General features: G+C 29.0%; 21 protein-coding genes and 1 tRNA gene. 16 read left to right on the forward strand and 6 right to left on the reverse strand.

Translation table 4 applies throughout. The features are described from left to right. Nucleotides 1–22 precede the first annotated feature (22 nt). From H3143_RS01210 to H3143_RS01225, 4 genes are all read left to right on the forward strand, one after another. The gene (locus H3143_RS01210) at nucleotides 23–1,837 is read left to right on the forward strand and encodes a P68 family surface lipoprotein (RefSeq protein ID WP_182079010.1); all 1,815 of its coding nucleotides are present in this window, start codon (nucleotides 23–25) and stop codon (nucleotides 1,835–1,837) included. Nucleotides 1,838–1,854: 17 nt separating this feature from the next. After that, nucleotides 1,855–3,003, forward strand: coding sequence for an ABC transporter ATP-binding protein (locus tag H3143_RS01215; protein ID WP_182079011.1), 1,149 nt, complete (start codon nucleotides 1,855–1,857; stop codon nucleotides 3,001–3,003). Nucleotides 3,004–3,165: 162 nt separating this feature from the next. Further along, the gene (locus H3143_RS01220) at nucleotides 3,166–3,966 is read left to right on the forward strand and encodes a sugar ABC transporter permease (protein WP_228444807.1); all 801 of its coding nucleotides are present in this window, start codon (nucleotides 3,166–3,168) and stop codon (nucleotides 3,964–3,966) included. Continuing rightward, nucleotides 3,953–4,792 (forward strand): ABC transporter permease subunit, encoded by an 840-nt coding sequence (locus tag H3143_RS01225; RefSeq protein WP_182079013.1) that lies wholly within the window; start codon nucleotides 3,953–3,955, stop codon nucleotides 4,790–4,792. The genes H3143_RS01220 and H3143_RS01225 overlap by 14 nt, the downstream gene beginning before the upstream one ends. A 61-nt stretch (nucleotides 4,793–4,853) precedes the next feature. On the opposite strand, the gene H3143_RS01230 is transcribed toward H3143_RS01225, so the two are convergent. The 5 genes from H3143_RS01230 to H3143_RS01250 form a co-directional block, all read right to left on the reverse strand. Continuing rightward, nucleotides 4,854–5,345 carry an NADPH-dependent FMN reductase gene (locus tag H3143_RS01230; protein WP_182079014.1) on the reverse strand — a complete coding sequence of 164 codons (492 nt, stop codon included), beginning with the start codon at nucleotides 5,343–5,345 and terminating at the stop codon, nucleotides 4,854–4,856. 14 nt (nucleotides 5,346–5,359) lie between these two features. Then, nucleotides 5,360–5,710: a hypothetical protein gene (locus H3143_RS01235; protein ID WP_182079015.1), complete on the reverse strand. Its 351-nt coding sequence runs from the start codon at nucleotides 5,708–5,710 to the stop codon at nucleotides 5,360–5,362. A 5-nt stretch (nucleotides 5,711–5,715) separates the two neighbouring features. Then, on the reverse strand, nucleotides 5,716–7,389 hold the full coding sequence (locus H3143_RS01240) for an ATP-binding protein (RefSeq protein ID WP_182079016.1): 1,674 nt from the start codon (nucleotides 7,387–7,389) through the stop codon (nucleotides 5,716–5,718). A gap of 66 nt (nucleotides 7,390–7,455) precedes the next feature. Then, on the reverse strand, nucleotides 7,456–8,151 hold the full coding sequence (locus H3143_RS01245) for a hypothetical protein (RefSeq protein ID WP_182079017.1): 696 nt from the start codon (nucleotides 8,149–8,151) through the stop codon (nucleotides 7,456–7,458). 13 nt (nucleotides 8,152–8,164) lie between these two features. Further along, nucleotides 8,165–9,058, reverse strand: a complete 894-nt coding sequence (locus H3143_RS01250) for an HAD-IIB family hydrolase (protein ID WP_182079018.1) — start codon at nucleotides 9,056–9,058, stop codon at nucleotides 8,165–8,167. A gap of 95 nt (nucleotides 9,059–9,153) precedes the next feature. Here H3143_RS01250 and H3143_RS01255 point away from each other — a divergent pair, with 95 nt between their 5' ends. Then, nucleotides 9,154–12,090, forward strand: a complete 2,937-nt coding sequence (locus H3143_RS01255) for an arsenic metallochaperone ArsD family protein (protein ID WP_182079019.1) — start codon at nucleotides 9,154–9,156, stop codon at nucleotides 12,088–12,090. Nucleotides 12,091–12,193: 103 nt separating this feature from the next. After that, nucleotides 12,194–12,279, forward strand: a tRNA-Leu gene (locus tag H3143_RS01260). Nucleotides 12,280–12,401: 122 nt separating this feature from the next. Here the strand turns inward: H3143_RS01260 and H3143_RS01265 are convergent. After that, nucleotides 12,402–13,091 carry an MPN527 family putative ECF transporter permease subunit gene (locus H3143_RS01265; protein ID WP_182079020.1) on the reverse strand — a complete coding sequence of 230 codons (690 nt, stop codon included), beginning with the start codon at nucleotides 13,089–13,091 and terminating at the stop codon, nucleotides 12,402–12,404. 71 nt (nucleotides 13,092–13,162) lie between these two features. Here H3143_RS01265 and H3143_RS01270 point away from each other — a divergent pair, with 71 nt between their 5' ends. The 10 genes from H3143_RS01270 (at nucleotide 13,163) to H3143_RS03585 (ending at nucleotide 22,508) form a co-directional block, all read left to right on the forward strand. Next, the gene (locus H3143_RS01270; protein ID WP_182079021.1) at nucleotides 13,163–13,720 is read left to right on the forward strand and encodes an inorganic diphosphatase; all 558 of its coding nucleotides are present in this window, start codon (nucleotides 13,163–13,165) and stop codon (nucleotides 13,718–13,720) included. An 80-nt stretch (nucleotides 13,721–13,800) separates the two neighbouring features. Further along, nucleotides 13,801–14,511 carry a YgjP family zinc-dependent metalloprotease gene (locus H3143_RS01275; RefSeq protein ID WP_228444808.1) on the forward strand — a complete coding sequence of 237 codons (711 nt, stop codon included), beginning with the start codon at nucleotides 13,801–13,803 and terminating at the stop codon, nucleotides 14,509–14,511. 390 nt (nucleotides 14,512–14,901) lie between these two features. Then, a complete protein-coding gene (gene sufC, locus H3143_RS01280; RefSeq protein ID WP_182079022.1) occupies nucleotides 14,902–15,708 on the forward strand; it encodes a Fe-S cluster assembly ATPase SufC in 807 nt (268 codons plus the stop codon). Between the two features lie 6 nt (nucleotides 15,709–15,714). Continuing rightward, on the forward strand, nucleotides 15,715–16,353 hold the full coding sequence (locus tag H3143_RS01285) for a SufD family Fe-S cluster assembly protein (protein WP_182079023.1): 639 nt from the start codon (nucleotides 15,715–15,717) through the stop codon (nucleotides 16,351–16,353). Then, nucleotides 16,334–17,530, forward strand: a complete 1,197-nt coding sequence (locus H3143_RS01290; protein WP_182079024.1) for an aminotransferase class V-fold PLP-dependent enzyme — start codon at nucleotides 16,334–16,336, stop codon at nucleotides 17,528–17,530. The genes H3143_RS01285 and H3143_RS01290 overlap by 20 nt, the downstream gene beginning before the upstream one ends. Further along, a complete protein-coding gene (locus tag H3143_RS01295) occupies nucleotides 17,517–17,951 on the forward strand; it encodes an iron-sulfur cluster assembly scaffold protein (RefSeq protein WP_182079025.1) in 435 nt (144 codons plus the stop codon). Before H3143_RS01290 ends, H3143_RS01295 begins: the two co-directional genes overlap by 14 nt. Before the next feature lie 3 nt (nucleotides 17,952–17,954). Next, on the forward strand, nucleotides 17,955–19,355 hold the full coding sequence (gene sufB / locus H3143_RS01300) for a Fe-S cluster assembly protein SufB (RefSeq protein WP_182079026.1): 1,401 nt from the start codon (nucleotides 17,955–17,957) through the stop codon (nucleotides 19,353–19,355). A 32-nt stretch (nucleotides 19,356–19,387) separates the two neighbouring features. Beyond that, nucleotides 19,388–20,539, forward strand: coding sequence for a J domain-containing protein (locus tag H3143_RS01305; protein WP_182079027.1), 1,152 nt, complete (start codon nucleotides 19,388–19,390; stop codon nucleotides 20,537–20,539). An 88-nt stretch (nucleotides 20,540–20,627) separates the two neighbouring features. Then, entirely contained in the window at nucleotides 20,628–21,617 is a 990-nt protein-coding gene (locus H3143_RS01310) for an NAD(P)H-dependent glycerol-3-phosphate dehydrogenase (protein WP_182079028.1), read from the forward strand. Nucleotides 21,618–21,620: 3 nt separating this feature from the next. Next, complete coding sequence (locus tag H3143_RS03585; protein ID WP_182079029.1) at nucleotides 21,621–22,508, forward strand: DnaJ domain-containing protein; 888 nt, start codon at nucleotides 21,621–21,623, stop codon at nucleotides 22,506–22,508. The last annotated feature ends 46 nt before the right edge of the window (nucleotides 22,509–22,554 follow it).

The following is a 22,554-nucleotide window of genomic DNA, read 5'->3' on the forward strand; positions in this document are numbered from 1 at the left end:
TTTTATAATTCAAGTGTCAATTATGAAGTTAATAAAAAAATTATCGTTTGCTTTGTTAACAGCAGGTTTATCAAGTGTAATAGTTACATCATGTAACTTTACAGTCAATAACCCAAAAAGATCAAATAAAACCGTTTTATTTCAAAGCGCACAGAATAATACTTTTCCTTTAGATCGATTAATGCACTCACTTGTTGAGAAGTATAATAACGATCATAAGAATGATCCTAATTTCTTAAGAGTTGTTTATCAGAATGCTGATATTACTCAAGCTACGTCTGAGTTTAATTTGGCTAATTCTGTAGCTAATCGAATCAAGAGTAATGCTGATAATATTCCCAATATTATCTTAAGTAGTATTTCAGCGTCTTATTTGATTAACCAGTTCGAACGTTTATTAGATGTAAATACCGATAGTTTTTTTAATTCTCAACCGATCATTAATCAGATTAACGAGATTACTAAAGATATTATTGGTGTAAATCATATAAGTCAAAACGCGTTGCCGTTTGATTTAACTGATTTAGATGCCCTTTATTTTAATAAGCCTGTGATGCAAAGATTGTTTGCATTATTTAAAGAGGGTGGTGGCACTATTGATGAACAATCAAAGATCTATAATCAGTTAAAAACAGACACTTCATTACCAGAAAGCAATTTTTGAGCGAAATTAACTTTAAAAAGTACTGATGCTTTTAAAGATAAAAAGATTGATGATTCAACGTTTGATAATCTAGAATCAATCTTTAAATTTAGCAAGATGATATATGATGGTTTAAATCTAGATAAGGTTTCACCTGATAGTGATCAATCAATTTTAGAAATCGATTATGACCGTAATTTATTAACTAAATACCTATGAAATAAATTAGGTAATAATGAGCAAGATTTCTTATGAACGCTTAAAGCTGAAGCGAACGATCCTAAAAATTTTGTTGTTAATTTTGATAATTTAAAAAAGCAAGCAACGATCGATACAACTAAAAAAGCGATCCAATTTTGGTATGACAATATTCGTGTTACTAGAGCAACTAATAATAAGGATATTCGATCAATTAAACTAAATAATAGTGGTCGATATGGATTTAGCTTTAATGATATCAGAAATAGCAATGCTGCTTTTGCAATTGGTCCTACAGTAACTCTAGGACAAGCTACTATTTCTAAATATAGTATTGATACATTTATTAATAAAGAAAATAAAAGTGATCAGCAGATAATTAAAGAAGCTGAACAAAAGTTTACTCATCCACATGATATTTACTGAGCTCCACAAGTAACTAAAATGGATGATAGTAATAAGAGAACTTATCAAATTGGCGGTTCTTATTTAATACCTATTTCTTCTGGAGATCCAGAAGTAGATAAAGCTACGATCAACTTCTTAAAATATTTATATTCAGGTAATAATGCAACCATAACTAATGATTCAGTAGTTGCCAAAATTGAAAATGGAAGTGGATATTTCGTGCCATTAAAAACTAACTTATCTCCAACAATTAACGAACAAAGAAAAACTGAGTTAAATAAGTTAGCTAACAAATATGATTTTTCTAAATTAGATGATGCTAGTAAAGTTGATATTTATAAAAATCAATACGAAGAGTGAGATAGTTATTATTTCACCCAAGCAGGATTAATCACTAGACAGGGGCTGGATGTTTTGTTAAAAGATCCGCAAAACGTTTCTTTGGTTAACGTTAAAAATGATTCAAAAACCGCTAAAATATTTAGGTTTATCAGTGATAATGTGATCAATGCAGCGGTACATAACGCTAAAACCAGAACACCTGATGAAATTATGGGTTTAATTAATAAGGAATTGGGTACGAATTAAGATATGGGTAAAGTAAAGTGTCAAAAACAATTTTAAATATCGAAAACGTTAACGTTTCGTATAACAAAAAAGTCGTTCTTAAAGACGTTAACGCTCAGATTAATGAGGGTGAACTTGTTTCAATACTAGGACCAAGTGGTTGTGGTAAAACAACTCTTTTAAATACTATAGCTGGATTTATTAAACCTAAAGAAGGTTCGATTAAATTTTCAGATTTTAATGATCGCAATGATCTTGAATTGGGTTTTGTTTTTCAAAACTCAATTTTATATGATGAAATCAGTGTTTATAAAAACATCTACTTATCATTAATAAATTCATTTAATCAATATTATTCAACTTATTTAGATTCTTATTTAAAAACTAATTCAATTGATCAAAAACAATACGATGAATTGAAGTCATTATTAAAAGAATCTCTTAACAACAAAAAAGTAAAAAAGCATTTTAGATTAAAGTTACTTTTAATTAATTTTGCGCTGTTTTTTAAGAATAATAAGAATTACTTCCATTTTATTAAGTCATTAAATAGTGCAATCAAAAACCGCATTCTTGATGTGGCTACTAGATTAAATATTAAAGATATTTTATACATGAAAGCTTCTAATCTATCTGGTGGTCAAAGACAACGTGTTGCAATTGCGAAATCATTAATAAAACACGTGAAATTAATTTTATTGGACGAACCATTTGCTTCATTAGATGCCAAGATCAAAGAAAGTTCAAGAGACTGATTAAGAAATATTCAAAAAGAATTTAATATCTCAATGATCTTAGTAACTCACGATCAAAATGATGCAATGCTGATTAGTGATCGAATTATGTTTATTAATAATAATACAATTGCTCAATTTGATCGTCCCGAAGTTATTTATAATTCACCAATTAATTTAGCTACAGCTAAATTTGTTGGCTTTCCTGAAATTATTAAGCTATCTGATAGTGAAAACAAATACATCAGACCAAGTAAGCTAAAAATCGAAAAAGATGAAAGTTCTCCAATAACAATTACCAATGTTCAAAGTATGGGTGCACAAGAAATTATTGAATTCACATCTGATCAATTTGTTGGAGCATCTAAAGTAATAGTTAATGAGAACGAATTTCAGCTTAATGACCATATCAAAGTATCGTTTGATGAAAAGAATGTGATGACACTAGAATAAGTTATGTTGCTTAATAAAATCAAAAAAGGTAAATCAAAACTTAAGTCAAATACGATTGGATTAATCTTATTAATTCCACTCCTTATACTTTTATCGATATTTACATTTTTACCGATAATTTTATCGTTTATTGAATCATTTAAAGTCTATGCTAGACACAGCATGGTTAACTATACTTTTGGAATTAGAAACTTTACCCAATTAATTTCAGATAGTGAATTTAAGGATTCATTTCTTAATACCAACTTATTAATCTTTTTAGGTACTCCTTTAGTAATTCTCTTAGCTTTCATTATTTCATTAATATTTAATGAAATATCATCAAAGATTTTTAAAAACATTGCAGTTGTTTGTTTATTCTCGCAATTCTTTACTTCAGCATTTGCTGTGGGAATTTCATTCATCTATTTCTTTAGTACAAACAACGATGGTTTTAATCGATTATTTAATACTAGGATTAGGTTTACCAACGACTTTGAAGGAAGAAATATCTTAATCGTTTATTTCATCTATTACGTTTGAAGATTACTTCCATTTAATGTTGTGATGATTAGTTTTAGTTTTTCAAGTTCACTAGAAAAATACAACCGTGTGATCAAGATTGATCAACTTAAGTTCTGACATAAGGTTTGATATGTTTATTTAAAAAACTTTAGTACAGTGTTCTGATTAGTTTTATACGTTAATTTTGCTAACGCTGGATTATTTTATCCAGGGGCAGTCGTAGATACCAACCTACGACTAACCAAAGGTAATACTTTAGCTAGTTATCTATATGACCACATTAATCCTAACGAAAGTTCTTCAGCACAATTAAACTATGCATTAGCAGCTGCTGCTAATATTGTGATCATAGCTTACTTGTCATTCTTATCTGTTAGTTTTCTAATCATTAAAAAAACTAACTTTAAATATCTATTTAATAAATTAAAAAATGGGGTAAAAAAACATGAAAATAGTTAAACATCTCTTTTTTAGTTTAATCATTGTTGCATTAATCATTATTGTTCTATTCCCACTGTATTATCTGATTGTTTTATCATTAACTTCACGAACTCAGATTACTAGTGGGGTAACCAAGTTATTACCTGATGGTTTTAATTATCAAAACTACCAGGGATTAATTAATAAAGAATTTGGTTTAGCGTTTTTATTAACCTTCTTATCAGTATTAATACTAATTGCGCTGAAGTTATCTTCAACATTATTAGCAGCTTTTGGTTTAAATAAAATATCTAGTAAATTTAGAAAAGCTTTATTTATCTTCTTTTTAATTACTTCATTTATTCCAGAGATTTCAATCTATCTTTACTTATTTAGTACGCTTAATGAGTTTGGTATTATTAATATCAATTCGTTATCGTTTGTCTTAGGTTTACCAATTTTATTTTCATTTTTCATGTTGATGTTATTCTACAGCACGATTAATAAAGAATACGAAGCAAAGAAAAACTTAATGAAGATTGATCGAATCACTCCAATGCAAGCATTTTGATCAGTTTATTTACCTAAATTAAAAGTTCCGATCTATTTATTAATTATCTTTACCACGATTGAAGCTTGGAACTCATTCTTATGACCTCAACTAATCTTATCTGGTCGTGTTTATCAAGATAATATGCCAATTAATACGATTAGTACTTGATTCTTAAAACTAGGTTTTGTTGACCGATTAGATCTAATTAACATCCGTGCTGCAGGAGCGTTTATCTCAACTCTAATTCCGTTATCAATCTATATAATCTGATCAAGAATCATTAATCGAAGAATGTATAAGATGGTAAGTTAAAAAAATCACATAAGCTAAAAGCTTATGTGATTTTTTTCTTAATTAATTATTTAGGAATTATTTATTGATTAACTGTGTTAAGGAATTCTTGGATTTCTTTGCTACGATCTTGACTTAATTGATATTCAGCAAAACCGTATGAACCAGCTACTTCAGCACCAAAGAAACCTAATACTTCAGCTAAATTTTCTCTTACCATTGGTGCACCTTTAGCTCCAGGAGTAGCTGCAACAACGTAAGCTTTCTTATTTTTTAATCATTCCTTGTTAAGAGATAGTCAGTCTAAAATATTTTTAGCAAATCCAGGTACATAACCATTGAATTCAGGAGTTACAAAGATCACTTTATCATAAGATGATAGTTTTTCGTGAAGTTCAGTCATCTTAGCTGGAACATTACCAGCAGTATCACTAGAAACTTGAGGAACGTCGTATTCAGCTAAGTTAATTAAATCAAATGAACCTGATTTAGCAATTTTAGATGCTAAATCATAGTTAATAGATTTACTTACATCACTGTTTGAACAAGATAAAACGATTGTATTTGTTTTCATAAGTTTTTTAATATTTAATTGTTATTTTTTTCTCAATTTAAAAATTCTTTTTCAAGCTTGTCTCTAGTCTTTTTGTATTGTGTTTTGAAACTTTCAACAAACTTGGTGAATACAGTATAAAGGGTTTTAAAAATTATGTTGTTTTCTTGCTCTTCATTTAGAGGTTCTACCTCTAAATTGAAGGTATTATCCTCATTACGATCTTGTTCGATATGACTTGCTAACTTAATTAAATCCGTTTTAAAATCGGGTTTATCACCGTTTTCAGAGAACACAAAACTTAAAATAACATGACTAGGTTTTTTAACTGAAACTAAATTAACTAGATAATCATTTTCATCTTTTTTAAATACAAGTTTATACATTATTTTTATTTTCTCCCTTTTTTATTAACAAGAATTGAATGACGTGTTTCTAAAGCTTCAATTCCACCCTCTAGATAGTGGGCTGAAGCGTTTTCATTTACTACTTCATCTTCGATGATTTCTAATTTATCGTTTAAATTAGATTGACGGTATGAATTTTCAATATCATTTGTTCTAAATGAACAAACTGTTGTTGTTTGTGGATCGGTTAAGATCCCAGTGTTTGAGTTGTGTGTAACAATGAATACTTGGGCGATATCTTTATTTTCTTGGATTGCTGGTATTAGTGTTTTAGCAATCGTATAACTGTCGATATTATCTTCAGGTTGATCTAAGAATAAGATTGATGATTGACAATTTTTAATTACACGACTAACACCATAACTTGATCTCGTTCCTAATGAAAGCTTTTCATAATCTTTACCATCTAATAAAACAGTAATCTTGTCTTGAAGATTTTCTTCAAAGTGATTTTCTAAAATCTGTAAGATATATTTTTCATCATCTAGATCATGTTTACTCTCTTTGTTTAGAAAATAATTTATCCATTTAGTTCAATCATTTAACGTATTTGGTTTATATAAAAGTTTTGAAAATATCTTATACAAAGGAGCTTCATCTTCATCAGATTCACCTAAATCATAATCAAGATCAATTTGAAATTGAATATCGGGATCGATTTCGCTTATAGCTTTGTGCTTGATATGAATTTTAGAAAAATCTGAAGATGTAAAATAGTCAAAATAAGCAAAGTTTGTAGCTAACTCCTTTGCAATTGCACCAAATTTATCTTCTAATCCTGAGCTAAATGATGCAATTCTTCGATCTGTTTCTTGAGAATCATTTAGGTGTTTTTCATAAGCTTTAATTGTGCTACTAACTGCATCATATTTCACGTTATCTAAAGTTTTATCAATAATGTAATTAGCATGCAATTGAAGTAAACTAAGCACTTTTTCAATGATTTCTTCGAATTCTTCATCACTAAAAAGATCGATTTCGTCAGATCCAGGTTGATATTCAACAACATCAGCTAAATAAGTCGCCAAAATATCATACAAGCCTTTATGAGCATTAATAAAAGTCTGATTGTTTTCTTGTCGTGTACGATTTAATGAATTAGTTAATAGCTTTTGAATTCGTTCTAATAACCGCTTATTTTTATCGTTTTTTAGTTTAAACAGATCTTCAATGTTAAGTTCGTTTAAATTTTTAAAGAGTTGTTCTAGCTCTTTGAAGGTTTTAAAATAACCATTAAAATATCTACTTAAACCTTTTGCGATATTAGTACAGCTTTCTTCTAAAAAACGAACCTTTTCCTTTTTAAAAGTAGCTGCTGTATCTAATTCTTTTTTAATCTTGTCATCTTGAACAACGATATCGTTTCTTTGTTCGTCTTTTGAAGCTTTTGTTCTTTTATTGCTTCAACGTCTTTCATCCTTGTTTGAATAAACAAGTCTTTCGACGTTAAAACCAAAAGTTTTAGCTATTTGGTTGATGTCACTGTCATAATTGGAATAATTCGCATGTAATGCGTATAAGATCTTTAGTAGTGTTGATTTTCCACCACCTTTAGTTCCTATTATGACATTAACACCAGGCAAAAACTGTAATTTGTATTCATCAGAACTGTCACTTAAAACAAGTTCTTTTATATATTTTTTCTCGTCACTAATCATAGATTAATCATTAATAATTTGATTATATAAATAGTTAACTATTTATTAATACAACCTATGTCAGAACTATAAATAAAGTTGAGTTTTTAAATCTTCAAAGGTAATTAATTGATCTTTTGCAATATTGATTTTAGTTTTAGAAGCCATCTTATCGTATTTTTTAATGTCGTGACAATCACTAAAAAAGACTTGTTTGTAATCAACATTTAAACGATCCTTGATCGCTTTAGATAATCGTTTTTCATTACCTTCATTAACTTCAACATATCTAACGACATCAAGAACATCTTCAAAGTCTTCAAATGAACATTTCCCGGATTTACCAACATCAGGAATAATAAAAAAATCAAATTGAGCTTTTTTAAATTCTTTTACAAGTAAATTTAAATTAGCACCAAGTTTGTTTTGTAGTCTTCTAACTAATAATTTCAATTCATTTAACCGTTCAAGATCAAGATTATTGTTAAAGATGAAATTGCAATCTGCCTTGGGATTAGTTGATAGAATCCTAAATTCAACACCAGGAAAGATCGCAATTTTACGATCTTTAATTCTTTCAATTAAACCCTTTAGTTCAAGATAAAACTTATCACTAAAAATATCGTGATCGGTAAAGCTAAAAGCCCCAACGTTATGTCTTTTTAGTTGGGTTAAATAATAATCAGCACTGTAGGCTGATTTTGGTGTTTGTTTTTCTCCAGCGTGTCGAGAATGGTGACTGTGAAGGTGTAAATCGACTAATTGATAATCAAAGTTATTCATTAGTTAACAAATCTTATTTTAATAAGAATTGGTTAATGAATTTAGCTACACCTAAATTTTCACAATTATCAGCTTGATATTTAGCAAAAGTCTTATAAACATCTTTTGCATTATTAACGGCCACACTAAGATTTGATCATTTAAATAGATCAACATCGTTGTGATTATCCCCAAAACATACGGTGTTATCTTTGGTAATTTTGTTATTGAAGTTATTTTTTACTCAGAAGATCCCACTAGCTTTAGATTCATTTGGACGAATCACCACATCTTGTTTGTATTTGGTAACAGTAACATCACCATAATTATTTAGATCAATGAAGTAGTCAATCTCACGTTGGTTAAGTGGTCTTAGTGCAATTGGCTTGGTACTAATCGTAATTGCTGTAATCTGATCATTATAAAAATGACTAACCTTGCTTAGATCAACATATCTTAATTTGAACATCTCATTATGATATTTTTCATTAAAGAATTCATCTTGTAAGGTTCATCAAGATTTGTTTTTAGAAACATACACACCAAAAGGAGTGTTAATACTATATGAAATGTTTTTGAACTTCTTAGCTAAAACAATTAATCGATCGATTACGTTTTTATCAATATAAGAAGCCTTAACACATTTATTATTAATATAAACACATGCTCCATCATCTGTAATCGTAGGTAAATTAAACATTTGGGTTTTTTTTAATAATGGATATACCTTACGATAATCTCTTCCAGTAGCAATCCCGGTATAGATTCCTTGTTTAATTAGTTTTTGAAAAGCTTCAACTACTTCATTAGGAACATCGAATAGATCTTTATAGTTTTGACCTTTATATAAAAATTTAGCATCCTTTTTAGATGTAATGATCGTATCGTCTAAATCAGTATAAACGAATTTGGTATTTCTTAAGCTCATATGTTAATTAGTTAAGATTATTTTAAAATACAATAATCGATAAATTTAAAATTAATAATAATAAATTAATAATATAAGATATATAGCTAACATAAGTGAGATCAAAGATTAAAAAACTACTTTATAGTGGTTGTGTATTTTTACTATTTATCTTGCTATTATTAATATTTGGCCAATACAATCCGGTAAATACTAATAATAGTGCTTTTGTCTACGATAATAAGCTTAAAAACCAAGTTTTATCTGAAACAATTGTTAGTGATGGTAAGGTATATCGAAAGAGCGTTGAACAGTTTAATCCTGTTCAGCAACCCAATTATGTTAGTAATAACAACTTCAATGGTTTGAAGTTAGCAAATGGTGGATATATCTTTATATCTAAAGAAAACGATAATACGATCTATCGGACTGATCTATTTTATAACGTGTTATGAACATATCGGTTTGCTAATGAAAACCAGATTGCAAGACACGTTGTTGAAGTGGCTTATGATCCACTTGATCCAACTAGTTTTTATGTTTTAACTGTTCCTAGAAATAACGATGATAATGCGATTAGAGCATATGCTAATGGGAATAAAGATGGTTATGGGATTCTTACTAAAATTAAAGAAAACCTTGACCGTGAACTAGATAAACGTGCTGATATTCAATCTGAGATTGCGATTGATCCCCAAGCATTATTAAATAATATTCCCTCAACTTGGAATAGTAATCCTTCATTTTTAAGTAACACGATTGGTTTTACCAATGGTGGTCGATTTATCTTTTCTTATAGTAACTATCTGGCGAATTTAGCTAACTTAATCGTTTATAAACAAAACATTTATATTATTGGTGGAAATGGGAATATTGATCCAACGATTAATGATCGTTTCCAATCTTTAGGGATCTTTAGAATTGATCGAAATCTTAACCAAATTACTGGTTGACCTTATGCGGTGTTAATTGGTGGATGAAGTGAAACGAGAAACACTAATTTTGAAGTAAATTTACCGATCTTTCAAGATCCACAATTCACTTATGTAATCAGAGGCGCAATTGCTGGGGGCAAGATTATTTCAGATACTGATCAACTTCAGATTGGGGGAAGTTGAACAGTTGGTGATCGTAATGTTTTAAGACCAAACAATCGCGAGATATTAAGTGTAAATAGTAATAGTTCAGATTTGCAATTACTTGGGACATTTAGAATTAATCTAAATGTGTTGGATTCATTAGGTGCATTTGCTTCACCTTCTGCTTTATCACCAACAAGTGATCTTAAAAAATTAAATCCGAATTATTTATTTGTTTCAGGTCCGCAGGATTTTAACTTTAATAATAATAACGATTTGTTTAATAATCAAAGAGAACTAAGAGCAGAATCGCGATTATATCGACTTGATAATACGAATTTTTATCATGCTGTAGCTGGATTTTCTTATGGTTTTGAATTTGGGTCATTTAGTATGCAATTCAATGATCTAACGATCATTTTTGATACGAACGGAACATATACAATAATCCAACCACCAACTCAATTACAAAGACTATTTGGTTTTGATAATAACCAATACAAATGAGATAATTTCGTTAACTCATTAAGTTCTGCTGACTTTAATTCGTTTTCTCAACCGCAAGGCGGTAATAGCATCATTGTTTTTTGATCTAAAAAACAACAGAATGCTAATAATAAGGTTTCAACAGTTTATCTAATTGATGATAAGGATGATAACTATAACGCTAGAATCATCCCTTCAATCAACCAGAGTTTTTTGGATCGAACTCAACAGATCTCAGATGATTCTAGTTTTGGGGTTTATCCGATCAGTAATGTCGTTTCATTAAATGGAATTGATGATATCTTAGTTTATTTAGATTCAAATAATGCTAATTTCAAGGCATTATCATTATTTAAATTTTCAAGTGATCGAGTTATTGAACGATTAATTATTGATAATAATTACCAAGATCCATTAGCAACTAGAACATCATATTTGGGTAGTGGAGAACTACTTTTAAATCCAAATAATGATGATCTATTTACTTTTAAGGTTCAAGAATTAATCGAACCTTATCAAGGTGATTTCAAGATCAGAGATCAATACATTGATAAGTTCATTAATTACACCCCGGGGATTAATAATCCCAAACCTGATCTGGTTTTATTAATCAAGAAGGATAATCTTGATCTAAAAAACCAATCGTTTTCAATGGAATCGATTATTAAAAACCCATTGGTTAATAATTATTTTGAAACTGTTCCTGGATTAGATTTCACTTATCGTTATTTTGGATTTGGTGCTAATCCGACTTGACTATTTAGTTTGATTGTCATTTCATCAATCGTTTTCTTTGTTCCGTTAGTTTGATTGGGAATCATCTTTGTTTTAAGATTTTATGGATTTACAGCAAGAGATTACATCAAGATCCAAAAACAAAAACAAACTAATAAGAAGATCTTATCAGCATTTAAAGCTGCTTTAGATGATGTTGAAGCAAGTGATCTTATTAGTAATAATAAGAACCAATCACTTGTTGAAAAACAATTTAGTGAACTAATGAATATGGTTGATCTTGCTAAAACTAGACATACCAAACAGCAACAAGAGATTTATATCTATGAATCTTCATTGATCTCAAAAAATGATGAGAATGATTTAAGTATTAGATTACTAAAAACAAAATTACAGTTATTACAACGATATTTTATTGATCAAGGGATCAGATGTTATCGCTATAACTTAAAAGATCATAAAGAAGTATTCTTAAATAACCCTAAACTGGTTAACCACTTAAAGAAAACCGATTTCAAATTACCTGTTATTATGGACCATAATGACATCTTGCATTATGGTAGTTATCCAACTAATAACGAGTTAACAAATCTATTTGGTGTTAATCCAAATGTGTTAAAGAAGATTGATGCACTAACTTGACAAATTGTTCATTCTAAGAATAATAATACGTTTTATAATTCACCTAAGTTTAGTAATGTTTATATGGATCAGATGAATAGAAGAAACGTTCGACCACCACGTAGACCATAATTTAGTCATCATCGATTTTTAGAAGAAAAATAAAAATATTTATTTTTTATCTTTACATTTTAGATTTATGTGCTATAATATTTACAGTTAAGTTATTAACTAACCTGGAGTGGCGGAATGGCAAACGCATCAGACTCAAAATCTGACGGGTTTACACCCTTGTGAGTTCAAGTCTCATCTCCAGGACCAATAACTAATAACTAATAAACTAACTAACTTGGCGCCTCTATAGCGCCATTTTTTATTGTTTATAACTAAAGAACAATAAAATAACGAGCTAATCACTTAGCTCGTTATTTTAATTATCTAACTTAATTAAACATCTTTTTGGTAAATAGATTGTTTTGAAAGAACGTTAACATTGGAATTGCAAAGAATGCTACTAATGAGAACTTAATTAAGTTAAATAATGAAAATAAAGCAAAAATACCAGTTCAGTAATCATTAATAAACAATAAGAAGAATCTTAAATTAGGTGATGAATTATAAAATTTAGCTACTTCAATAAAATTAATTGTTCTAACAGCTCTAAATCATCATCAATACAATGGTGTGATTAAAATGCCATTGATCGCTGAAAAAAGCACCATCAAGATCGGAATAATTAAAATTCAGATAACTAACCATTTAACCTTCTTATCCTTTAATTTTGTCTTATTTAACAACCAATTTAAAAAAGCAAAAATTAGGATTGTAAATATATTAATGATTGTTAAAAATATAATCCCAATTCAGTTGGACGCATTCCAAATAAAATGGATTAATGATAATGTGATTGATAAAGCTACAGCTGAATATATTGAACTAATATAAATAACTGGTATTAAAAAAACAATTGAGATATCAATCGTTAAAGATAAAGAACTAAAAAAAGGAATCTTTACTAAAGAAGACAAATAAGCAAAGATAATCGCTAATGCTAGCATTCCAGCATTAAAAGATAACTTGAAATTGAAACTGTAATTGTTCCTTTTTTTTCTTATGTTCTTTTGTAATTGCACGTAATTATTATATATGTAATACAATATAAATAATATAATTAATATTATATTAATCGATAGAATTAAACATAATGTCAAATTTATTAGAACTTAAAGTAACAATAGAAATCCCAAAGGGATCAAATATTAAGTATGAATACGATCGCAAGACTGGTCAAATCTCTGTAGATCGTATCTTATATGGATCTGAAGTTTACCCACACAACTATGGTTTCATTAAAGAAGCTTTAGACTGAGATGGGGATGAATTAGACTGTTTAGTGGTTGCCAATCAAGCTTTTCAACCAGGTGTAATAGTTCCTGTTAGAATCTTAGGAATGATGGGAATGGTTGATTCAGGTGAAACTGATAACAAGTTAATTGGTGTTATTGCTTGTGATAAGCGTTTTGAAAATATTAGATCACTTAAGGATCTAGGTGCTCATTCTTTAAAAGAAATTAAAGGATTCTTTGAAACTTATAAGTTATTACAAAACAAAAAAGTTGTTGTTAAAGGTTTCAAAGAATTAGATTCAGCAATCCATGAATACAAAAACTGTGTAAGTCTAATGAATCAATACGGATCATTACCTAAGGATGAATTCATTGCTAAGATGAAGAAAATGTATCCTGAAAAATACATGGAATAATTTATATTAATCAATAAACCTATAAATAAAGTCGCTATTATGCGACTTATTTTTATTTAAGTAGTATTTAATTAAAGAATATGGCAAGATCTATTAGTAATATCAACAAAATTTTGATGGTTGGTAATTTTCAAGTTAATGTAACTAAGAAAAAAGGTGTTAAGAATATCTACTTAAAAGTCAAACCACCATTTGGAGATATTTTTGTTTCTTGCCCTTTAAATTGTTCTGATGAATCGATTATTGATTTTGTGTTATCAAAGCTTAATTTCATATTTAAAGCAAAACAAAGTATCTTAAGAAATTCAGAACAATTTTACCCAAATTTTGAGACCGGAGAAAAAATATATCTTTGAGGTGAGATTTTTAATCTATTAATTGTTCATACAAAAAAGCGACCTTCAGTTCAAGTAAAAGAAGGTAACATCATATTAAATGTCGATCAAAACTGCGATCAAAAAACAAAAGAAAAAATATTTGATAATTGGTCGAAAAAATCACTCATGCATGAGATGAAAAAAATCATCACAGACTTAGAAAGAATTATGGGTGTCAGCGCTAACGAGTATCGTATTAAAAATATGAAGACAAAATGAGGGACTTGTAATGTAGATAAAAAGCGAATTTGGATTAGCTTACGACTTGTTAAAAAACCACTCATTTGTTTACTATATGTTCTTATTCATGAGATGACTCATTTAATAGAGCAAAACCATACAAAAAGGTTTTATGAAATAGTTGGACATTATTTACCAAATTGAAAAGAGATAAACAAATTACTTAAAAAATAGTTTTTAAGAAATTATCAAATTTACCGAATATTTTTAACATTTTAACCTTTATAAAGGTGTTTAATTGTGTAATCATTTTTAAGTGTTATAAACTCGTGAGAATCAATAACAAAGTTTCCGAAAGTCAAATAGAAACGGAAAACGAAGGTCTCAATTAACTGCAAAAAAAACAGTGAAACCACGAATTTATATTATGAACTTTTTCTAGTTATACAGCCTCAAAATTACTACTATTTCGATACTATTTATCTGTGTTTTCTATTTAAAATTTTTACACGAAATAATTAGTAAAAATAAATGTGTTTTATCTATTAAAAAATCTTTTAAAAGCACCGAATATTTAGAGTAATTATTAGTCTTTTTAAATATATTAATTTACGATTTTAGTGTATGTCAGAACTAATAATTAACAATTTAACAGTTAATATCGATAAAAAGAAAATATTGACCAATGTTTCAGCAACGATTAAAGCTGGAGATATCGTTGCAATAATGGGTCCAAACGGACATGGTAAATCAACACTTTTAAAAACTATAATGGGTCATCATGATTCAAGAATAGTTAGAGGAAAAATCACATTCAAGGATCAAGTACTTAACAAAATGGAAGTAGACGAAAGAGCTAGATTAGGTTTATATTTAGCAAGTCAAGCTCCCGAAGAAATTCCTGGTGTTTCATTAATAGAATTTATTCGCTCAGCAATTAATGCTAGAAGAGAAAAACCTATAGATTTACCGGAGTTTTATAAATTAATTCAAAGTAATACCAAAAAATTAAAAATGAATTTTGAATTACTAAATCGTTCAGTTAATGAAGGTTTTAGTGGTGGTGAAAAAAAGAAAAACGAAATTCTTCTTTTAAAAACAATTAATCCAGATTTTGCAATGCTTGATGAAATCGATTCAGGATTAGATGTTGATGCTTTAAAAATCATTACAAAAGAATTACAAGAATGAATTAAGGATAAGAGCAAATCTTTAATAATTGTTTCTCACTACGAAAGAATGTTTAAATTAATTAAACCTACCAAAGTTTTTGTTGTCGTAAATGGAACAATTGTTACTGAAGGTGATGCTAGCTTAGCAAAACGAATAGACAAAGAAGGTTATGATTGAATTAGAAAAGAATTCAATATTGACTTTAAAGAAAATAAAAGCCATGATTTTGAATTGATCGATCAATTCGCTGCTAAGTAATTTATTATGGATAAAAAATACTTCGTTTTAATCGATTCTAAAACATCTGAATTAGACTATTCGATACCTAAAAACACAGATAGTTTTATTCATCTATTAGATATTCATGATAATGATTCAAATTTAAATATAAATGTGAATTTATCTGAAAATTCTTCGGCAAAAGTAATTATTTCAACATTTGGTATTAATCAAAATAAGAAGAAATACAATATCAAATTAAATCATTTATCTAACAATGCTAAAAGTGTTTATCAAAACTACGTTGTAGCAGCTGATCAATCTAATGTTTCTTCAACAATCACTAGCGTTATTAAAAATAAAACTCATCAAAACGATACAATCCAAGAAATTAGAGGTGTTTTATTAAGTGACGACGCTGTAGTTAAGGGTGAACCTCAACTAATCATTGACGATAATAATGTTAAAGCGAAACACGCAATGGCTGTAGGAAGATTAAATCAAAACCATTTATTTTATTTAATGGCTAAAGGTGTGAAAAAAGCTGAAGCGATTAAGTTGATTTTAATGGGCTATTTCATTAAAACAATTAGCATTATTGATAGTGAACAAGAACGAACTAAAATGATTAAACAAATTGAAGATCTATTTCTAAAAGTTAATTATGAAAGTTCAATCAGTTAGAAAACAGTTCAGTTGATTTAAAAATAATAAGGATTGATTATATTTTGATAACGCAGCTACGAGCTTAAAACCAGATTCAGTTGTTAATGCTATTTGCGAGTATTATCAAAAATGATCATTAAATCCTCATAATAACAACACTAGTTTATCTAACAAACTAAACGATGTCATTTCTGAAACTAGGCAAAAAACAGCGCAATATTTAGCAGTTAATGCCGATGAAATAATTTTTAATAGCTCAGCAACCGAAATATTAAACTTGTTCGCTTTTGGATTGAGTGAATATTTAAAAAAAGGTGATGAAATTATCGTTAACGAGTTAGAACATGCGAGTAATCTCGTTAATTGATTAGAACTATCTAGAAGAAATAATCTTCAATTAACGCTTGTTAAATCTTTAAGTGAAATTAAAGATAAGGTTAATGAAAAAACTAAATTGGTAGCTTTTTCAGGTCTTTCAAATATATATGGCTATAAAATCGACTATTTGAATTATGCTAGAGAAATCAAAACTATAAATAAAAACTGTTTAGTTTTTATAGATGCGACACAACTTGCAGCTCAGGAAAAAATAGTTATCGGTCAAGATATTGATGGTTTATGTTTTTCTGCTCATAAAATATTTGGACCAACTGGACTAGGGATTGGCTACATTAAAAAAGATCTTCAGAAGATTCTTAACCCTATTAAGTATGGTGGTGATATGTATTATGATTTTGACGTTAACCAAAAATCGATTTCACTTAAAACCAATCCACTAAAATACGAGGGTGGAACTAATAATGTTGCTGCTATCTATGCATGATCTAAAACTTTAGATTTCATTAATGAAATCTATAACGATGAATTTCAGGCTTATAAGCAAGACTTAACTACTTATTTTAAAGAGAAAATAAAACAACAAAATAAGTTGATTTTGATAAACGAACATGCTGATTTTCCAATCTTCTTATTACAGATACCTAATATTCATTCTCAAGATTTAGCTTGATATTTATCCACCAAAAAAATCGTCACCAGAGCTGGAGCTTCATGTGTGCACTTATTAAAAAAGTATCAAAAAGATGGCTATGTTCGCGTTTCTTTATCAATCTATAATACAAAAGAAGAGATCGATTACTTTTTCAAAGTAATCGAAGAGTTTGATCTAAAGGATATCTTAAATGAATTACTCTAATCCACTAATCAGAAGACAAATGATCATTGATTATTATCAAAATCCAAAGAATTTTGTTAAAGAACTGATCAATGATTCTAATTACAAAGTAATTAATACTAAGTCAGACAGTTGTGCTGATCAATTTGATATTTATATTTTAATCAAAGATGATCTTTTAGTGGATTTGAAATTTAGTGGGAGTGGTTGTATTATTTCTCAAACTACTTTTGATTTCTTATCTAGATATCTAATTAATAAAAAAATAGATGAAGTAAAAGAGCTTTTATCAGCTTATCTAGAGTTTATTGTTAAAGATGTAAAAAGTCCACTTTTAGCCGAAGAATTTGATATTTTTTCTTCAGTTCACATGCAATCTAATCGAGTAATTTGTGCAACAATAAATGCCAAAGCACTAAACGAATATTTAACAAAGGAGTAATATATGGGAATATCTAAAAAAATCTTAAATAAAAAATACCAATACGGTTTTTATGATAAAGATACTTCTATTTTTGAAACCAATAAAGGGATCTCTAGAGAAGTTGTTAAGAAAATCTCTAAACTAAAAAATGAACCAGAATGGATGCTAAAGATCAGATTAGATGCATTTGATACATTTATGAAAATGCCAAATCCTAGTTGGGGTCCTGATCTATCATTTATTGATTATGATAATGCAGTTATGTATTCTAAAGCAGTTGATAATCCTCAATATAGCTGAGATCAAGTGCCTAAGAAGATAAAGAATACATTTAAGAAATTAGGGATTTTAGAAGCAGAAGCGAAATTTTTAAATGGTGTTTCAACCCAATATGACTCACAAGCTGTTTATCATAGTATTGAAAAAGAATTAGCTGAAAACGGTGTGATTTTTACCGATACTGATACAGCAGTACAAAAATATCCAGAATTAGTAAAAAAATATTTTGGAACGATCGTGCCAACTAATGACAATAAGTTTGCAGCTCTAAACACCGCATTTTGATCTGGTGGATCTTTTGTTTATGTTCCTAAAGGTGTAGAAATCAAAAAACCATTACAAGCTTACTTTAGAATTAATGGTCGCAGAGTAGGTCAATTCGAAAGAACTATTATCATTCTTGAAGAAGGTGCTAAATGTCACTACGTTGAAGGGTGTACTGCTCCTGTTTATTCAGAAGATAATTTACATTGTGCTGTAGTTGAAGTTTTCTTACACAAAAATTCTGTGGGAAGATACACCACAATTCAAAACTGATCTGACAACGTTTTAAACTTAGTTACTAAACGTTCGATCGTTTATGAAAATGCCAAGATGTCTTGAATCGATGGAAATATCGGTGCAAGAATTAATATGAAATATCCTTCATCAATTCTTGCTGGAGAATATGCTTCAAGTGATTGTATCTCAATTGCAGTAGCTAATAAAGGTATTATTCAAGATGCTGGTGCTAAGATGATTCACTTAGCACCTCACACTAAATCTAGAATTGTGTCAAAATCAGTTTCATTTAATGGTGGAGACACATGTTATCGCGGTTTAGTTAGAATCGGTAAAGATGCCCATTATTCAAGTTCAAAAGTAGAGTGTGACACCTTATTAATTGATAATATCTCTAGAACTGATACCTTACCAACCGAAATCATTGAAAATAAGTATTCTTCTCTAGAACACGAAGCCAAAGTTTCAAATATTAGTGAAGAACAATTATTCTATATGATGGCTAAAGGAATTCCTAAAGATGTGGCAGAAAATCTAATCGTTTTAGGTTTTATTGAACCCTTTACAAAGGAATTACCAATGGAATATGCGATTGAATTAAATCGTTTAGTTACGATGGATATGGAAGGAAGTGTCGGTTAATCGTTTATAATTAATTAGTTAAAGATTAGTGTATGCGACCTTTTGTTGAGTCAAATTATTATGAAATATTAGGCGTTAGTGAAACCGCTTCTAAAGAAGATATCAAAAGAGCGTTTCGTCGTCTAGCTAGAGAATATCACCCCGATGTTAATAAAGCTCCTGATGCTGAAGCTAAATTCAAGGAGATCAATCGGGCGTATTCTATTTTAAGTAATGAAACTACGCGATTTGATTTTGATCGTAGACTTAAACAAAGAAGAGCTAAAGCTGCAGCTGCATCAACTAATAACACCACTCCGTTCTTTTATCAAAGAAGTCAGAATCAAAACTATTATGAGATCTTAAAGGTGAATCAGAATGATTCAATCGAAAAGATCACGATTCAATATAAGATGATGCGTTTGCAATACTCAACAGTATTTGCAAAAGATGCGCATTCAGCTGAAATGGGTCGTAGAATTGAACGTGCTTATGAAGTCTTAGGTGATTCATTTAAACGTTCGCGATACGATCAATATTTAAGATTAGCAAACACGACACTAATGAGCTTTGAAGTGTGGTGTGCGAAAAATCCTGAAGAACCACCAGTTAAGAAAAAAGCTAATCCTCCGCCGATTAGAGAAGATAAAAAATCTAAAGAAGACAAAAAGGCCAAGGAAGAAAAGAAAGCCAAAGCAAAAGCTGAAAAACAAGCTGAAGCTGAAAAGATTACTGAACAAGTTAAGGCTAAAAAAGAGAAAAAACAAAAAGTAGAGAAACCACCTAAACAAGTTCAACCAGTTGATCCCGATCTTTTATTTGGTAAACGCTGAAACGATTCATCAAGAATGATGAAGATTATAACTAACGTGCAATCAATACTAAGCTATATATTGATTCTTTGCATCATTTTTAGTTTGACTCTGATCTTTTTACAAAACAACTCAGTTGTAGAAAAGTTTTATGATGAACTAAGTGTTGGATGATTCCCATTTGTTTGGTTATTATTTGCAACAATCACCTTATTAAGTTTTTTAAATATTTATTTGGCGAATGATTTCAGTTCTACAAATCCTGACTTCAAAAAAGTCAAAGTAGTCTGAATCATTACAGCGGTATTATTCATTGGTGTCTTTTATGCTTCTTATTTAACTAAGAAAGCAATCGAAGCTCAAGAAGTTCATGATAAAACTGTAAATACATAACTATAAAAATAAATTATTTTTAACAAATTATTATATTCAAACCACTTAAAAATTGTTAAGATAATCTATATAAAGTCAAGATAGCTTAATGAGAACTAAGATAGGTGTTTTAGGTACGGGAGCTTGAGGTACTGCTCTAGCCAATGTCTTATTAAAAAACGGTCACATCGTACAGATGTGAGGAATTGATCAAGATGAAATTGATAACCTTAAAAAAGGTTTTAATAATCGTTATTTTGGACATAAAAAACTATTTAAATCACCTGATTTAGTTACGAGTAATTTAGCTGATGCTGTTGATGGTTGTGATTATTTATTATTAGCGATCCCATCAAAGTTTTCTAATGATGTGTTGGCAAAACTAGCTAACGTTTTAAAAGATCGTAAAGTTAATTTAATAAATGTAGCTAAAGGAATGGATAGTAATACTAAACAATTTTGATCAGAAGTGATCAAACAAGCGTTTAGTAAGAACTTATTATCATTAACGTCATTATTAGGACCTTCATTTGCTACAGAAGTTTTTGATAATCACCCAACAGTGATTAATGCTGTATCAAATGATATGACTAGTTGCAACAAAGTATGCGGGTTGTTTAACAATGATACCTTTCAATTAGTGCCATTTGATAACGAACTATCAGCACAATTATTTGCAGCTATCAAAAACGTTTGTGCAATCGGAACAGGAATTGTTTTTGAACAAACAACATCTGCAAATACAAGATCTGCTTTATTAACTAAACTATTTAATGAAATGGATAGTTTGTATGAAAGTTTAGCTAAAGATCAATACCGTCCAAAAGATTGCGCTCAATTTAGTGGAATCGGTGATTTTATTTTGACTTGTACAAACGAACAATCACGTAACTTTAGTTTTGGTAAATTAGTTGCTAAATACGGAATCAAAAACGCGTTAGAAAAAAATATCAACACCGTTGAAGGTTACGTAGCAGCTAAAACAATGTATGAAATCATTAAGAATAATGATCTTGAACTAAAACTACTGACTACAATCTATCAAATCTTATATGAAGATTTAGATGAATCTGAACTAATTAAAAAACTGATTAAATAATATATGGGTGACAAACAACAAACAAGCCAACTTGATGTAATTGCTTATTTTGATGATTATCAATTCGATCAAAATGAACAACGTGATGCATTTAAATTAAAAACTATTGAACTAGATAAGTTTTATCGTAATCTAGTTAAAGATATTTCACTTTCTCAAACTAGTTCTGTTTTTCAACAAGAACAAGAACAGTCTTCAAGTGCTCATTATCAATCAAGCAGTTATAAGATCAGTCCTGAGCAAGAAAAAGCTTATTATGAAAAACAATCAGAAGCTTTTTATGATCATTTAAATAGTGATAACTACTACAACAAGAACACAACTTCATTCTTGTTTGATGATTCATTATATAACAGCCAATATCAACAACCTAAGATTAACAAAACGCATGTTAATCGCTTTAGTGATGGAAGAGAAAGATTATTTTCTGATAGTGTAGTTGATAGTCAAACTGCAGAAAAAACTGCTGAGTTTCAGATCGAAAACTTTATAGACTGAGTTGCTAAGAAAAAAGAAAAATGAAAAAAAGCACGAGAAGCTAAGAAAAAACAAAAAGAGTTTAAAAAACGTAAACTAGATGAAGAACATGCTTGATATGAAAAAGTGATGAATGAAGGTGCTACCCAAGCATTTAGAGAAAGTTTTGGTTTTGACTTCAATAAAATTGATTGAGACAATGTGGATTTTGGTGGTTCGTCAAACCAAACTGAAATCGATGATGCTTATAAAATTCTAGGACTAAGTAAATATGATTCTAATGATGACATTAGATCTGCTTATCGTAAGTTAGCTAAAAAATACCACCCAGATCTTAACAAAGATCCAGGTGCTGAAGAGATGTTTAAAAAGATTAATCATGCGTATGAAATTCTTAATGAATACGTATTGTAATCATCTTTAAATATTCTTAGTTACATTAGTCGACAGATACTTTCTA

It is taken from the genome of Mycoplasma tullyi (genome assembly GCF_014068355.1).
Classification (GTDB): domain Bacteria; phylum Bacillota_I; class Bacilli_A; order Mycoplasmatales; family Mycoplasmoidaceae; genus Mycoplasmoides; species Mycoplasmoides tullyi.